Below are 14,794 nucleotides of genomic sequence, written 5' to 3'. Positions count from 1 at the left end.
GACGTACTTGCGCAGGCGGGCGCGGCCGGCCTCGACCCGCTGGGTGCCCACGTTGAGGTGCTCCTCGGAGCGGGTCATCGCGTTGTCGGTGGTGGGGCCCGAGGTGTCGTGGCCCACCGCGCCGCGGGTCTCGAGGTCGTCACGGACGCCGTCGTGGTCGCGGTCGGTGCCCGTGCCCGCGGTGCCGGTGCCCGCGGTGCCGGCCATGCCGGTGCCCGCCGTCGTCAGGTCCTGCTGGCTGCGGGTCTGGTCCATCGAGTAGGTGCCGGCGGTGCCGGTGTCCGTGGTGGTCTGCGTGCCGGAGCCGTAGCCCAGGCCGTAGTACCGGTACAGCTCCTGCTCCTCCTGCGGGGAGAGGTGGCCGTCGGTGTCGACCTTCGGGGCGTCCTTGACCTGGGCCTTGGTGACGCTCACGCGCAGGCCGTCGTTGGTCAGGTCGGCGTCACGCAGCGGGACGAAGGACTCCTTGGTGCCGAACAGACCGGTGCGCACCGTGGCCCACTCCGGCTGACCGGTCTCGTCGTCGAGGTAGACCTCGGAGGCGGACCCGATCTTCTCGCCCGACTGGTCGTAGACGTCCTGTCCGATCACACGGCTGATGGTGTCGGTGCCGATCATCGTCGTTTCGCGCTCCCATCTGAGCTCTGGTGTAACGGTCGACTCAATGGGTGACCGGCCTCGGCGGACCGAAACGAGCGGATCGGATCTTCGTCCGCCCGTCACCGTCCGTCCCCGTTCCGGCAACCGCGGCCCTCCCCCGCCGGGACGTCGTCCGCGCAGGTCAGCGCGGTGTGTCGGAGGACGCGGCCGTCCCGCTCCCCGAGCGACGACTCGTCGCGGTACGTGACCGTCCGGTCGCCCGGGCGTGTCGGGCTCGTCCCGCCCGGCGCGTCTCCACGGCTGCCGCGCCGTCATCGGCTCTATTGGAGGCGTGCCGCCCCGCTCGCCCTACGACAACCTGGTGCACCCCCGCACGGTGAAGAAGCCGCCGCCGCAGGTGGCCGCCGAGCGCGACCTCGTCGTCGAGGACCCGTCGTCCGGCTTCGTCGGCGCCGTCGTGCGCTGCGAGAAGGACGTCGTCCACCTCGAGGACCGGTTCGGGAAGGTGCGCGCCTACCCGCTCGGCCCGGGGTTCTGGGTCGACGGCCGGCCGGTGGTGCTCGTGCGCCCGACGCCGAAGGGCCCGGCGACGCCGACCCGCAGCGCCTCGGGCTCGACCTACGTCGCCGGCGCCCGCGCCCGCGTCGCCCGCGAGGGCCGCATCTACGTCGAGGGCAAGCACGACGCCGAGTTGGTCGAGAAGGTGTGGGGCCACGACCTGCGCATCGAGGGCGTCGTGGTGGAGCCGCTCCACGGCGTCGACGACCTGCCGGCCATCGTCCGCGAGTTCCGCCCCGGCCAGGGCCGGCGGCTCGGCGTGCTGGTCGACCACCTGGTGCGCGGGTCGAAGGAGTCGCGGATCGCCGAGCAGGTGACCGGGCAGCACGCGCTCGTCGTCGGGCACCCGTTCATCGACATCTGGCAGGCGGTCAAGCCCTCCGTCGTCGGCATCCGCGCCTGGCCGGAGGTGCCGAGGGGCGAGGACTGGAAGACCGGCGTCTGCCGCCGGCTGGGCTGGGAGGACGACACCGGCTACGTCTGGGCGCAGCGGGTCCTCGCCCGCGTGCGCACCTGGACCGACCTGGAGCCCGCGCTCATCGGCCGCGTCGAGGAGCTCATCGACTTCGTCACGATGGACTGAGCCCGGAGACGATCACGGCGCCGTGACCGTCCCGGAGGGGTCTCCGGTGGTCACGGCGCCGTGATCGCGGGCGCGCGCCGGGGTCAGCGCGGCACGTAGTCGAACGTGTCCGGGTCCGGGCCGGTGCGCTCGCCGCGGTCGAGGCCGGTGATGGTGGCCATCTGGCCCTCGTCGAGCTCGAAGTCGAACAGCGCGAAGTTCTCCTCCACGCGCTTGCGCGTCACCGACTTCGGGAAGACGACGTCGCCGCGCTGCACGTGCCAGCGCAGCACGACCTGGGCCGGGGTGCGGCCGAGGGTCTCCGCGATGGCGGTGATCGCCGGGTCGTCGAGCACCTTGCCCTGCGCGATCGGCGACCAGGCCTCGGTGACGATCTCGTGCTCGGCGTCGAAGGCCCGCACCTCGTCGTTGGCCAGGTACGGGTGCGCCTCGATCTGGTTCACCGCCGGGCGCACCTCCGTCTCGGCGAACAGCCGGCGCAGGTGGTGCGGGTTGAAGTTGGAGACGCCGATCGCGCGGCAGCGGCCGCCGGCGTAGATCTCCTCCATCGCCTTCCACGTCTCGACGTAGTCGACGTCGATGGTCGGCAGCGGCCAGTGGATGAGGAACAGGTCGAGCTGCTCCAGGCCGAGGTCGGTCATCGTCTGGTCGAAGGCGCGCAGGGCGTCGTCGCGGCGGTGGAAGCCGTTGTTCAGCTTGCTCGTGACGAAGACCTCGGCCGGGTCGATCCCCGACTCGCGGATCGCCTGCCCGACCTCCTTCTCGTTGCCGTACATCTCGGCGGTGTCGATGTGCCGGTAGCCGACCTCGAGCGCGGTGCGCACGGCCTCGACGGTGTTCTCCGGCTCGACCTGGTAGACGCCGAAGCCCAGCTGCGGGATCTCGACGCCGTTGTTCAGGCGGATGGTGGGCACGGTGGCCACGGGTGCTCCCTCTCGTCGTGGACGGTGGGCGGCGCGCCACTCGGTGGCGCGCGCCTCTCCCGTCGAGGGCCGCTACCCGCCGACCGCGTCCTCAACCCGCGACGCGGGCTCCGTCACAGGAACCGCGGCGCCCCGGCGCAGCAGCGGGGCCCCGGCCAGCGCGATGAGCGCCGCCCCCGCAGCGGCCACGGCCGGCACGGCGAAGGCGGCCTGCGCGCCCCAGGCGTCGACGGCGGCGCCGGCCAGCGCCGAGCCCGCGGTGACGCCGACGGTCAGCCCGGTGTTGGACCACGACAGCGCCTCGGTGAGCGCCGCCCGCGGCACCCGCGACTCGATGAGCGAGGCGCCCGAGACCAGCACCGGCGCGACGGCGAGCCCGGCGAGGAAGCCGGCGCCCACCAGCAGCGGCAGCGACGTCACCGCCCACAGGCCCTGGGCCGCCACCCCGAAGAAGACGGCGGTGCCGAGGAAGCGGGCCGCGAGCGTGCCGGGCAGCCGGGCGACGCCGTAGGCCAGGCCCGCCACGAGGCTGCCGCCGGCGTAGAGCGCCAGCGCGACGCCGGCCAGCGCCGGCACCCCGAGGGACTCGGCGAACCCCACGACGACGACGTCCATGGCGCCGAAGACGGTGCCCACGCCGAGGTACGCGGCGCAGACGAGCAGCACCGCGGGGCCCAGCGCGGCCAGGCGCCGCGACCCGACGCCCTCGCCGGTCGGGGTGACGACCGGCTCGGTGGCGCGCTGGCGCGCCAGCCACAGCCCGCCGACCGTGCCGAGCACGATGCCGGTGGTGAAGCCGGCGGCCGGGGCCACGAGCGTGCCGAGCACGGTGACCAGCGGCGGGCCGACGACGAACACCACCTCGTCGACGACGGACTCGAAGGCGAACGCGGTCTGGCGGCGCTCGGCGTCCTCCAGGGCGGCCACCCACCGGGCGCGCACGAGCGCGCCGATGTTGGGCAGGCTCGCGCCGGTGAGCGCGGCGAGGCCGAACCACGTCCAGCGCGGCGCGTCGGCGACGACGACGCCGACGAACGCCAGGCCGGTGATCAGGTAGGCCGCCATGGCCACCTGCAGCACCCGGCCCTGGCCGCGGCGGTCCATGGCGCGCGCCCACTGCGGGCCGGCGACCGAGGCGGTCAGCGCCAGCGTGCCGGAGACGGCGCCGGCGAGGGCGTAGCTGCCCGACTCGCCCTCGACGAGCAGGACCGCACCGAGGCCCAGCATCGGCAGCGGCAGGCGGGCGACCCAGCCGGCGAAGGAGAACCAGGCGGCTCCGGGGACGGTGAACAGGCGTCCGTAGGGACCGAGGAGGGTGCGGGGTGACACGGGCTTCTCTCGCGCTTCCTGGCCACAGGCGAGTGCGGGACTGCCCGCCGGACTCTCGGGTGGCGACCCGACCGTAACAACGGGCGGGGACGGCGTCGTCCCGGTTTCCCGGCCGACCGCGTGCCGCCGGCCGCCCTCCCCCGGGCGTGCAACGTCGGTGCAGCACACGCATCCGCGGACGCGGCCGGGACGACCCGGCGGCGTCCGCGGATGCGGCGTCTCCGGCCCCGGAGGCCGCGCGCCCGGGGACGGGCGGGCCTCCCGCGGCTACATTCGCCAGCGTGAGTGCCACCCCGCTGCCCGACCCCCGGCCCCGCGCGAGCGCGCTCCCGGCCGGCGCGGCCCCGGGGACCGGCGGCCTGGTCGACCGGCACGGCCGGGTCGCCACCGACCTGCGGGTGTCGCTCACCGACCGCTGCAACCTGCGGTGCTCCTACTGCATGCCGCCCGAGGGGCTGCAGTGGCTGCCCAAGGTCGAGCAGCTCACCGACGACGAGGTCGTCCGGCTGGTGCGCATCGGCGTCGAGCAGCTCGGCATCCGGGAGGTCCGCTTCACCGGCGGCGAGCCGCTGCTGCGCCCCGGCCTGCCCGGCATCGTCGCGGCCGCCACCGCCCTCGCCCCGCGCCCCGAGGTCAGCCTGACCACGAACGCGATCGGGCTGTCCCGCGTGGCCCCGGCGCTCGCCGAGGCCGGGCTGGACCGGATCAACGTCAGCCTCGACACCCTCGACCGCGAACGCTTCAAGGCCCTCACCCACCGCGACCGGCTCGACGACGTGCTGGCGGGCCTGCGGGCCGCGCACGACGCCGGGCTGACCCCGGTGAAGGTCAACGCCGTCCTGCTGCGCGGCGTCAACGAGGAGGACGCCGTCCCGCTGCTCGACTACTGCCTCGAGCACGGCTACCAGCTCCGCTTCATCGAGCAGATGCCGCTCGACGCCCACCACGCCTGGACCCGCGGCGAGATGGTCACCGCCGAGGACATCCTCGAGCGGCTGTCGGCGGCGCACGTGCTCACCCCCGACACCGAGGAGCGCGGCTCGGCGCCCGCCGAGCGGTGGCTGGTCGACGGCGGCCCCGCCACGGTCGGCGTCATCGCCTCGGTCACCCGGTCGTTCTGCGGCACCTGCGACCGCACCCGGCTGACCGCCGACGGGCAGATCCGCAACTGTCTGTTCGCCCGCGACGAGTCCGACCTGCGGACGGCGATGCGCGAGGGCGCCACCGACGCCGAGCTGGCCGACCGCTGGCGGATCGCCACGCTGGGCAAGCTCCCCGGCCACGGCATCGACGACCCGAGCTTCCTGCAGCCCAGCCGGCCGATGTCGGCCATCGGGGGCTGAGACCGTGCCGGTGACCGTGCGCTACTTCGCCGGCGCCCGCGCCGCGGCCGGGGTCGACACCGAGACCTGCGAGGCCGCCACGCTCGAGGAGCTGGTCGGCCGGATCGTGGCGGCCCACGGCGAGCGCCTCGAGCGGGTGCTCACCGCCTGCTCGTTCCTGGTCGACGGAACGCAGACGCGCGACCGCGCGTTGCAGCTGGGACCCGGGGCGGTCGTCGACGTGCTGCCCCCCTTCGCCGGAGGATGACCGCCCCCTCGTGAGCTCGCCTCACCATACGAGCCGCCCCCGTACCGCCCCCGCCGCCGGGGCCCGCCCGCGCGAGGCCCGGCCGTGATCGAGTGGCTGCTCGTCCTCGTCGGCGTCCTGCTGGTCGCCGCCTGCGCCGCGTTCGTGGCCTTCGAGTTCTCCCTCGTGACCGTCGACCGGCCCACCGTGGAGCGCGCGGCCGACGCCGGCGACCGGCGGGCCGGCGGCGTGCTCGCCGCCCTGCGCACCCTCTCCACGCAACTCTCGGGCGCCCAGCTGGGCATCACCGTCACCAACCTGGCGATCGGCTTCGTCGCCGAGCCCTCGATCGCCGAGCTGCTGCGCGGGCCGCTGGAGTCGGCCGGCCTGTCCGGCGCCGCCGCGCGGTCGGTGTCGATCACGCTCGCGCTGGTGCTGGCCACCGTGCTGACCATGGTGTTCGGCGAGCTGGTGCCCAAGAACGTGGCGATCAGCGAGCCGCTGCGCACCGCCCGCGCCGTCGCCGGCTTCCAGCGCGGCTTCACCCGGGCCACCGCGCTGGTCATCCGGTTCCTCAACGGCTGGGCCAACGCGCTGCTGCGCCGGCTGTTCGGCGTCGAGCCGCAGGAGGAGCTGGCCTCCGCCCGGTCGCCGGAGGAGCTGACCTCGCTGGTCCGCCGCTCGGGCCGGCAGGGGACGCTGCCCACGGAGACCGCCGCCCTGCTCGAGCGCGGCCTGGCCTTCGGCGAGCTGCGCGCCAGCGACGCCGCCACCCCGCGCACCCGCATGACGACGGTGCCCGCCGACGCCCCCGTCGACGAGGTGCTCACCGCGGCCCGCGACTCGGGCCACTCGCGCTTCCCCGTCGTCTCCGGCGCCGGCATCGACGACGTCGTCGGCATGGTCCACGTGAAACACGCCCTCGCCGTCCCGCGCGACCGGCGCGCCGCCACCGCCGTGTCCGCGGTGATGCTGCCGGCGCTGTTCGTACCCACCTCCCGCCGCCTCGACGACCTGCTCGGCGACCTGCGCCGCGGCGGCCTGCAGATGGCCGTCGTCGTCGACGAGTACGGCGGCACCGACGGCGTGGTGACCGTCGAGGACCTCGTGGAGGAGCTGGTCGGCGACCTCGCCGACGAGTACGACGAGGAGGCCGGCGACGACGTGGTGGACCGCGGCGACGGCACCTGGTCGGTGTCGGGCCTGCTGCGCCCCGACGAGGTGGCCGCCGCGACCGGCCTGGCGGTGCCGGCCGACCGGCACTGGGAGACCGTCGGCGGCCTCGTGCTGCACGTGCTCGGCCGGATCCCCGGGGTCGGCGACCGCATCGAGGCCCGCCCGATCCTGCCGCCGGAGCTCGCCGCCGAGGCCGAGGGCCTGCCCGCCGGGGTGTGGGTGCAGGTCGAGCGGGTCGACGGCACGCGGGTGGAGCGCGCCGTCGTCGGCGGCCTGCCCGCCACCACCGGCGACGACGAGGAGGACGACCGTGGGTGACTGGCTCGGCGTCCTGGTCGCCGTCGTCCTGCTCCTGGCCAACGCGTTCTTCGTCGGCGCGGAGTTCGCGCTGATCTCCGCGCGGCGCTCGTCGATCGAGCCGCTGGCCGAGGCCGGGTCCCGCCGCGCCCGCACGACGCTCGCGGCGATGGAGCGCGTCTCGCTGATGATGGCCGGCGCGCAGCTGGGGATCACCGTCTGCTCGCTGGGCCTCGGCGCCATCGGCGAGCCGGCCGTGGCGCACCTGCTGGAGCCGGTGTTCGAGGCGCTGTCGGTGCCCGAGGGCCTGGTGCACCCGATCTCGTTCCTCATCGCGCTGACCGCCGTCGTCGCCCTGCACGTGGTGATCGGCGAGATGGTGCCGAAGAACCTGGCGCTGGCCGGTCCCGACCGGGCGGCACTGCTGCTCGCTCCCCCGCTGCGCGCTGTCGTCACCGTCCTGGGGCCGGTCATCGTGGCGCTCAACGCGCTGGCCAACGGCGTGCTGCGGCTGCTGGGCGTCTCGCCCAAGGACGAGGTGACCAGCGCGTTCACCCGCGACGAGGTGGCCGGGCTGCTCGACGAGTCCCGCGCCGGCGGCCTGCTCGACGAGCGCGGCCACGAACTGCTCACCGGCGCGCTGCAGCTGGAGGACCGCGACACCCGTTCGGTGCTCATCCCGCGCGCCGCGCTCACCACCGTGGCGCCCGGCGACGGGACCGACGCCGTCGAGCGGGCGGCCGCGGCCACCGGCTTCTCCCGGTTCCCCGTGGCCGACGGCGACCGGCTGCTGGGCTACGTGCACGTCAAGGACGTGCTGGTGGCCGACGGCGCCCCGGAGCCGCGGGTCCGCGACATCACCCGGCCGCTGCCGCGGGTGGCCGCCGACGACGACCTGCGGCGCACGCTGGGCGTGATGCAGGCCGGCCGGGCACAGTTCGCGGCGGTGACCGACGGCGGCCGGGTGGTCGGCGTCGTGGCCCTGGAGGACATCCTCGAGGAGCTGGTCGGCGAGATCCGGGATGCTGCACACAGGGGTACGGAGAGGACGGGAACGCGATGAGCTTCGTGGACAAGGCGAAGGCGAAGGCCGAGGAGCTGCTGGGCCGGGCCGAGGAGGTCTACGGCCAGTCGCACGGCGACGCCGCCGCGCAGGTGGCCGGTGAGGCGCACCGCCTGGAGGCCGAGGTGGAGCTCGAGGAGGAGCGCGCCGAGGAGGCCGCCCGCGGGCACGGTGCCGCACGCCCGACCGACGAGGACGGCCGCACCGTCGGCTGAGCCCGCTCAGCCGCCGAGCCGCAGGGCCACCAGCGCCACGTCGTCCTCGGGAACGCCCTGCACGAGCCGGTCGACCAGCTCGTCGCACAGCGCCTCGAGCGGCCGGCCGGCGAGCTCGGTGACGGCCTGCGCCAGCCGGGCCAGGCCGGTGTCGAGGTCGAGGCCGCGCCGCTCGACCAGGCCGTCGGTGTACAGGAGCACCGTGCTCCCCCGCTCCAGCGGCAGCGAGCTCTCCGTCCGCGGGCTGTCCGGGTCGACGCCGAGCAGCAGGTCGCCGGGGGTCGCGGGCAGCGGGACCAGCCGGCCGGCGGGGTCGAGGACGACCGGGGGCAGGTGCCCGGCGCTGGACCAGCACATGCGGGCCCGGCCGGCGGCGGCCTCCTGCGGCGTCTGCTCGAAGCGGGCCACCGCGGCCGTGGCGTAGGTGTCCACGCCGAGGGTGGCCATCGCGGAGTCCAGGCCGCGCAGCACCTCGGCCGGGCCGGCGTCGCTGTACGCGGCGATGCCGCGCAGCAGCGACCGCAGCTGGCCCATCGCGGCCGCCGCGGCGGTGTCGTGCCCGACGACGTCGCCGATGACCAGCGCCGTCGCCCCGCCGGGCTGGGCGAACGCGTCGTACCAGTCGCCGCCCACGCGGGCCGCCTCGGCCGCCGGGGTGTAGCGGACGACCACCCGGCCCAGCCGTGACCGGCGCGGCGTGGTGAGCAGGCTGCGCTGCAGCGCCTCGGTGAGCTGCCGCTGGCGCGCGAGCAGCCGCGCGTCGTCGAGCGCCAGCCCGACCCGGCCGGCCACCTCCTGCGCGGTGAGCGGGTCGGCCGGGACGCTGCCGGCGAGGAACGTGAGCGCCCCGATGACCCGGTCGCGCCCGGGCAGCGGCACGGCGAGCACGCCCGGCGCGCCGAGCTCGCGGTAGAGGTCGCGGGCCTCGTCGTCGGCGATCGCGGCGAGCACCTCGGCGCCGGTGGCCCGCACGGCCTCCCCCGCCAGGGCGCGCACCACCGGTGCGGCCGACGGCATGCCGGGCAGCCGGACGGCGGCGTAGCGGGCCAGCAGGCCGCGCCGGGCCGGGTCGCGGTGCCACGATGCGAGGTCGCGGGGGCGGCCGTCGTCGTCGACGACGGTGAGCAGGCAGCCCTCGCCCAGCTCGGGCACGACCAGCCGCGGGATGCGGCGCACCGCCTCGGTCAGGTCGAGGGTGCCGGCGAGCTGCGCGCCGACGCGGGCCAGCAGCGCGAGCCGGTCCTGGGCGAGGCGGCGGGCGGTGACGTCGGTGAAGTACATGGCCACGCCGTCGGGCAGGGGGACGGCGTCGACCTCGAACCAGGCGTCGAGCGGCTCGGGGTAGAAGGCCTCGACCGTGCGGGGCTGCCCGGTGGCGGCCACCTCGCGGTAGGCCCGGCCGAACTCGTCGTCGACGGTGGCGGGGAAGGCCTCCCAGTAGGAGCGGCCGACCAGCTCGTCCCACGTCGCGCCGACGACGGCCTCGCCGTTCGCGTTGACGTAGGTGATCCGCCAGTCGCCGTCGACGGCGATGTAGCCCAGGGGCATCGCCTCGAGGACGGGGTCGCGCTGCGGCACGGGGGGCTCGTCGTCCTCCTGCGGGGTGCCCGAGGTACCGCCCCGCCTCTGGAGCCCTCGGACCGTGTTTGTGACACGGTGCACGGTGAGCGTCAAGCCGCCGGGCGGCGTCGTCACCCGGTTGCAACCCACCGCCTCAGGGGCAGGCGACCCACTCCTCCTCGCCGTCGGTGAAGACCTGGCGCTTCCAGATGGGCAGCCGCTTCTTCACCTCGTCGACGAGCTCGGCGCACGCGGTGAACGCCTCGCCGCGGTGCGCGGAGCTGACCGCGCAGGCGAGGGCGACGTCGCCGATGCCGAGCAGGCCGACACGGTGGGAGACCGCGACCGCGCGCACGCCGGGACGGGCGGCGAACTCCTCGGCCAGCTCGGTGATGACCTGCTCGGCGGTCGGGTGGCCGACGTACTCGAGCTCGGTGACCGAGCGGCCGCCGTCGGTGTCGCGGACGACGCCGGAGAAGGAGACGACGGCGCCGGCGCCCGCGTCGGCGACGGCCTGCTCGTGCTCGGCGACGGACAGCGGCTCGTCGACGACTCTGGCGATCAGGTGGCCGGCGATCACGGGCCCGAAGCTACCCCGCCGGGCGGCACGTCGAGGTCGACCGGGTCGGCGAGGCCGGTGCAGTCGACCTCGGTCACGTCGTGCGCGGCCAGGTAGCGGCGGGCGCCCTCGTCGCCGGTCGCCGTCGCCGCCACCCCGGCCCAGTGCTCGCGGCCGAGCAGCACCGGGTGCCCGCGGGCGCCGTCGTAGGTGGCGACGGCGAGCGCCCCGGGGTGGGCGTGCGCGGCGACGGCCCGCAGCGCCTCCGGCGTCATCCCCGGCATGTCGACGAGCGTGACCAGGGCGGCGTCGATCGCCCCGGGCCAGCCGCGCAGGCCGTCCAGGCCGGTCCGCAGGCTCGAGGCCATGCCGGTCTCCCAGTCGCGGTTGGCGAGCACCGTGGCGCCGGTGAGGTCGGCGGCCTGCCAGACGTCGACGGCGCGGGCGCCGAGGACGACGAGCACCGGGTCGCAGACGCCGCGCGCCGTCCGCACCGCCCGCTCGACCAGCAGGCTGCCGCCGTACTCGACCAGCGCCTTGGGCATCCCGTAGCGGCGTCCCCCGCCCGCGGCGAGGACCAGCCCGGCGACCGTGCTCATGCCCCCACCCTCTCCTCCCGCGGACGATCAGCCGGCCTGGTCATACCGCGTCCTGGCTCACCGCCGACCGTGAGCCAGGACGCGTTCCGGTGATCCCACCTGATCATCCGCCGGGTCTCAGCGCGCGTAGACGGCGACCTCGGAGGCCTTCACCACCGCCCACACCGGCGATCCCGGCGCGAGGCCCAGCTCCGCGAACGCGGTGGCGGTGACGTCGGCGAGCAGCGGCACCTCGCCGTCGAGCTCGCACCGCACCGTGGAGCCGTGCGGCGTCGCGCCGGCCACCGTGGCGGGCCAGGCGTTGCGCGGGCTGCCCGCGGGCCGCGACGGGTACAGCGCCACCGACTCCGGGCGGACGGCGACCAGCACCGGCCCGCTCGCCGGCTCGGCCACGGTCACCGCTCCCCCGCCGTCGAGGCGCACGGTGGTGCCCTCGGCGGTGCCGGGCAGCAGCGAGAGGCCGACCAGCCGGGCCACGTAGTCGGTGCGCGGGTGCCGGGCGACGTCGGCCGGCTTGCCGGCCTGCACCACGACCCCGTCCTCGACGACGAGCACGCGGTCGGCCAGCGCCATCGCGTCGACCGGGTCGTGGGTGACCAGCACGGTGCTGCCGGCGAAGTCGGCCAGGTGCCGCCGCAGCTCGGCGCGGACGGCGAGGCGGGTGCGGGCGTCGAGCGCCGACAGCGGCTCGTCGAGCAGCAGCAGCGCCGGGTCGCCGACGAGCGCCCGGGCCAGCGCGGCCCGCTGCGCCTGCCCGCCGGAGAGCTGACCGGGCCGCCGCGGGCCGTGCTCGGCCAGCCCGACGCGCTCCAGCCACGCGGCCGCCGCGGCCCGCGCCTCCCGCTTCGGCACCCCGCGAGTGCGCGGGCCGAAGGCGACGTTCTCCAGCACCGACAGGTGGGGGAAGAGCAGGTGGTCCTGGAACACCATCCCGAGCGGGCGGCGGTGGGCGGGCAGGTGCACCCGCGCGGCGACGTCGTCCCACGGCGTGCCGTCGACGGCGACCCGCCCGCCGTCGGGCGCGAGCAGCCCGGCGAGCACCCGCAGCACGGTGGACTTGCCCGCACCGTTGGGACCGAGGACGGCGAGCACCTCGCCGTCGGCCACCTCGAGGGCGACGTCGACGGTGAGCGGCCCCCGGCGGACGACGACGCGCGCCTCCAGGCTCACGCGGCCGCTCCCCCGCGGCCGAGCCAGCGGTCGCGCAGCAGCAGGAGGGTGGCCACCGAGACGACGAGCAGGACGAGGGAGAGCACGATCGCCGCCTGCGGGTCGCGCTGCAGGGCGAGGTAGACGGCGAGCGGCATCGTCTGCGTGGTGCCGGGGAAGTTGCCGGCGAAGGTGATCGTGGCGCCGAACTCGCCGAGCGCGCGGGCCCAGCACAGCACCGCGCCCGCGGCGACACCCGGCGCCACCAGCGGCAGCGTGACGCGGCAGAAGGTGGTCCACCGGTCGGCGCCGAGGGTGGCGGCGGCGTCCTCGTAGCGGACGTCGGCAGCCCGCAGCGCGCCCTCGACGCTGATGACGAGGAACGGCATGGCCACGAACGTCTCGGCGATGACCACCGCCGTCGTGGTGAACGGGATGGTCAGGCCGAAGGCGTCGTCCAGCCAGCTGCCGACGATCCCCTGCCGGCCGAGCACGAGGAACAGCGCGACGCCGCCGACGACCGGTGGCAGCACCAGCGGGACGGTGACCAGCGCGCGCAGCACCGACCGCCCGCGGGCGCGCGAGCGGGCGAGCACCCAGGCCAGCGGCACGCCGAGGACGACGGAGACCAGCGTGGCCAGCGTCGCCGAGACCAGCGACAGCCGCAGCGCCTGCCCGACGCCCGGCGCGGTGAGCAGGGCGCCCAGTTGCGACCAGGGGGTGCGGACCAGCAGCCCGGCCAGCGGCAGGACCAGGAAGGCGACGGCCAGGGCCGCCGGGACCAGCAGCGGCGCCGGGGTGCGGGCCCCTCTCACGGTGCCCGTCCTACGGGGCGCGGAAGCCGGCGTCCTCGAGGGCCCGCTGTCCCTCGTCGGAGAGCACCAGGTCGACGAAGGCGCGGGCGGCGTCGGGGTCGGGGGCGTCGGCCAGCGTGCAGAGCGGGTAGTCGTTGACGGCGTCCTCGGCCTCGGGGAAGGCGATGCCCTCGACGGCGTCCCCGGCTGCCACGACGTCGGTGGCGTAGACCAGCGCGGCGTCGACCTCGCCGAGCTCCACCTTGGTCAGCGCGGCGCGGACGTCCTCCTCCTGCGTGTCCGGGCGCGGGCTCACGCCGGCCGCCGCGAAGACGTCCTCGGCGGCGGCCCCGCACGGCACCTCGGGCGCGCAGACGGCGAGGGCGAGCTCCTCGCGGGCGAAGTCGGCGAGGCCGGTGACCCCGGCGGGGTTGCCCGCGGGGACGGCGATCCGCAGGACGTTGGCGGTGAAGACGGTGGGGTCGCCGTCGGCCAGGCCGGCGTCGGTGACCACCGACATCTGGGTGCTGTTGGCGGAGGCGAAGACGTCGGCCGGGGCGCCCTGGGTGAGCTGGGTGGCCAGCGCGGAGCTGCCGGCGAAGTTGAACTGCACGGTCAGCCCGTCGTTCTCCTCCTCCAGCTGCCGGCCGAGATCGGTGAAGACGTCGGTGAGCGAGGCGGCGGCGAAGACGGTCAGGGTCCCGGTGGGACCGCCGTCGTCCCCGGTGGGCGTCGTGGCGGCCGCGCCGTCGTCGCCGCTCCCGCAGGCCGACGCACCCAGGGCCACCGCCGCCAGCACCGCGAGGAACCGTCCGCTCCGCATGCGCGGGAGACTAGCCCCTCATCGACCGCTCGTGCGGACCTCGTCAGGGGACGTCCACGCTCACCTGCGTCGCCTTGACCGTGGCGACGGCCCGGACGCCGACGTCGAGGCCGAGCTCGTCGGCGGCCTCGCGGGACATGAGCGACACCAGCCGGAACGGGCCGGCCTGGATCTCGACCTGGGCCATCACGGTGTCGCGGACGACGCGGGTGACGATGCCGGCCAGCCGGTTGCGCGCCGAGGAGCCGCGGGTGGTGCCGGGATCGGGCGCCTCGTGCAGCTCGGTGGCCAGGCGGGCGAGGTCGGCGCCGCCGACGTGCGCCGGGCCGCCACCCTCCCGGGAGGCGGGCAGCCGGCCGCTGTCGATCCACCGGCGGACCGTGTCGTCGCTGACCCCGAGCAGGGCCGCGGCTTCGGCGATCCGGTAGCTCGCGCTCACGCCGGGCGACCCTAGTCGCCGCGACGACAGGACCCGGCGCCGCGCCGCGGGCGGTGGACGACGGGCCGCCGTCCCCGGGGGTCCCGCGCCGCGCCGGGCCCCGGCGCGACCATCCGGGGGTGCTCGACGACGCCTGGCTCACCGACCTGCTGCGCTCCCGCGGCGCCCCGCCCGTCCTGCGGTCGCGGCAGGGAGCGGTCGACGAGGCGTTCACCGCGCTCTTCCCGCGCGTGCGCACGAGCCGCGGCCGCTCGACGGTGGACGGTGCGGGCTCCCGGGCCGGGCGCGCCGCCGCCGACACCGCCGACGTCGGCACCCGCCGCGCCTCCCTGCGCTGACCGGCGCCCGGGGCCGACGCGGCGCCGCAGGGTCCGGCGCAGGGTCGCCGCAGGGTCGCGGCAGGGTCCGGCGCAGGTCCGGCGACCCGCGCCGTGTGCACACACCGCGCCCGGGACCCGCGCGCGGGCGCGCTGCGTGCACAGGACGCCGACCCGGGACGGGCCGCGGCGTTCCCGCCGAGACGTCCGCCACCCCGGCGGGCGGCACCACCAGCGTTCC

17 protein-coding genes and 1 pseudogene are annotated in these 14,794 nt (G+C 76.2%); 7 read left to right on the top strand and 11 right to left on the bottom strand.

Annotation, left to right across the window (positions count from 1 at the left end):
• Positions 1–618: PRC-barrel domain-containing protein (locus tag ACI79X_RS14095; RefSeq protein ID WP_457026033.1), on the bottom strand; the 618-nt coding region annotated here is incomplete at its 3' end.
• Between the two features lie 313 nt (positions 619–931).
• On the opposite strand from ACI79X_RS14095, the gene ACI79X_RS14090 reads away from it, so the two are divergent.
• Positions 932–1,741 (top strand): DUF3097 domain-containing protein, encoded by an 810-nt coding sequence (locus ACI79X_RS14090; protein ID WP_457026032.1) that lies wholly within the window; start codon positions 932–934, stop codon positions 1,739–1,741.
• Between the two features lie 83 nt (positions 1,742–1,824).
• On the opposite strand, the gene ACI79X_RS14085 is transcribed toward ACI79X_RS14090, so the two are convergent.
• Both ACI79X_RS14085 and ACI79X_RS14080 read right to left on the bottom strand, forming a co-directional pair.
• A complete protein-coding gene (locus ACI79X_RS14085) occupies positions 1,825–2,664 on the bottom strand; it encodes an aldo/keto reductase (RefSeq protein WP_457026031.1) in 840 nt (279 codons plus the stop codon).
• A gap of 72 nt (positions 2,665–2,736) precedes the next feature.
• On the bottom strand, positions 2,737–3,993 hold the full coding sequence (locus tag ACI79X_RS14080) for an MFS transporter (RefSeq protein ID WP_457026030.1): 1,257 nt from the start codon (positions 3,991–3,993) through the stop codon (positions 2,737–2,739).
• A 281-nt stretch (positions 3,994–4,274) separates the two neighbouring features.
• Between ACI79X_RS14080 and moaA the strand changes: the two genes are divergently transcribed.
• From moaA to ACI79X_RS14055, 5 genes are all read left to right on the top strand, one after another.
• Complete coding sequence (gene moaA / locus ACI79X_RS14075; protein WP_457026029.1) at positions 4,275–5,336, top strand: GTP 3',8-cyclase MoaA; 1,062 nt, start codon at positions 4,275–4,277, stop codon at positions 5,334–5,336.
• A gap of 4 nt (positions 5,337–5,340) precedes the next feature.
• Entirely contained in the window at positions 5,341–5,583 is a 243-nt protein-coding gene (locus ACI79X_RS14070) for a MoaD/ThiS family protein (RefSeq protein WP_457026028.1), read from the top strand.
• Positions 5,584–5,667: 84 nt separating this feature from the next.
• Positions 5,668–7,056: a hemolysin family protein gene (locus tag ACI79X_RS14065; protein ID WP_457026027.1), complete on the top strand. Its 1,389-nt coding sequence runs from the start codon at positions 5,668–5,670 to the stop codon at positions 7,054–7,056.
• Positions 7,049–8,098, top strand: coding sequence for a hemolysin family protein (locus tag ACI79X_RS14060; protein WP_457026026.1), 1,050 nt, complete (start codon positions 7,049–7,051; stop codon positions 8,096–8,098). Before ACI79X_RS14065 ends, ACI79X_RS14060 begins: the two co-directional genes overlap by 8 nt.
• Positions 8,095–8,313 (top strand): hypothetical protein, encoded by a 219-nt coding sequence (locus ACI79X_RS14055; protein WP_457026025.1) that lies wholly within the window; start codon positions 8,095–8,097, stop codon positions 8,311–8,313. Before ACI79X_RS14060 ends, ACI79X_RS14055 begins: the two co-directional genes overlap by 4 nt.
• Positions 8,314–8,319: 6 nt before the next feature.
• Here ACI79X_RS14055 and ACI79X_RS14050 read toward each other — a convergent pair whose 3' ends face one another.
• The 8 genes and pseudogenes from ACI79X_RS14050 to ACI79X_RS14015 form a co-directional block, all read right to left on the bottom strand.
• Positions 8,320–9,891 carry a SpoIIE family protein phosphatase gene (locus tag ACI79X_RS14050; RefSeq protein ID WP_457026024.1) on the bottom strand — a complete coding sequence of 524 codons (1,572 nt, stop codon included), beginning with the start codon at positions 9,889–9,891 and terminating at the stop codon, positions 8,320–8,322.
• A 136-nt stretch (positions 9,892–10,027) separates the two neighbouring features.
• A complete protein-coding gene (locus tag ACI79X_RS14045) occupies positions 10,028–10,453 on the bottom strand; it encodes a molybdenum cofactor biosynthesis protein MoaE (protein WP_457026023.1) in 426 nt (141 codons plus the stop codon).
• Positions 10,450–11,031, bottom strand: a complete 582-nt coding sequence (locus tag ACI79X_RS14040) for a nucleotidyltransferase family protein (RefSeq protein ID WP_457026022.1) — start codon at positions 11,029–11,031, stop codon at positions 10,450–10,452. The genes ACI79X_RS14045 and ACI79X_RS14040 overlap by 4 nt, the downstream gene beginning before the upstream one ends.
• 117 nt (positions 11,032–11,148) lie before the next feature.
• Positions 11,149–11,604, bottom strand: coding sequence for a TOBE domain-containing protein (locus tag ACI79X_RS14035; protein ID WP_457026034.1), 456 nt, complete (start codon positions 11,602–11,604; stop codon positions 11,149–11,151).
• Positions 11,605–11,724: 120 nt separating this feature from the next.
• Positions 11,725–12,168: pseudogene (locus ACI79X_RS14030) on the bottom strand (ATP-binding cassette domain-containing protein); the annotation flags it as partial.
• Between the two features lie 29 nt (positions 12,169–12,197).
• The gene (locus tag ACI79X_RS14025) at positions 12,198–12,995 is read right to left on the bottom strand and encodes an ABC transporter permease (RefSeq protein WP_457026021.1); all 798 of its coding nucleotides are present in this window, start codon (positions 12,993–12,995) and stop codon (positions 12,198–12,200) included.
• 10 nt (positions 12,996–13,005) lie between these two features.
• Complete coding sequence (gene modA, locus ACI79X_RS14020; protein WP_457026020.1) at positions 13,006–13,797, bottom strand: molybdate ABC transporter substrate-binding protein; 792 nt, start codon at positions 13,795–13,797, stop codon at positions 13,006–13,008.
• 43 nt (positions 13,798–13,840) lie between these two features.
• Positions 13,841–14,236: a TOBE domain-containing protein gene (locus tag ACI79X_RS14015; protein ID WP_457026019.1), complete on the bottom strand. Its 396-nt coding sequence runs from the start codon at positions 14,234–14,236 to the stop codon at positions 13,841–13,843.
• A gap of 119 nt (positions 14,237–14,355) precedes the next feature.
• Between ACI79X_RS14015 and ACI79X_RS14010 the strand changes: the two genes are divergently transcribed.
• A complete protein-coding gene (locus ACI79X_RS14010; protein WP_457026018.1) occupies positions 14,356–14,574 on the top strand; it encodes a hypothetical protein in 219 nt (72 codons plus the stop codon).
• Positions 14,575–14,794 lie beyond the last annotated feature (220 nt).

This window comes from Geodermatophilus sp. SYSU D01119 (genome assembly GCF_054049975.1).
The sequence above is the reverse complement of the archived record's forward strand: the minus strand, read 5'-3'. Positions and strand labels throughout refer to the sequence as shown.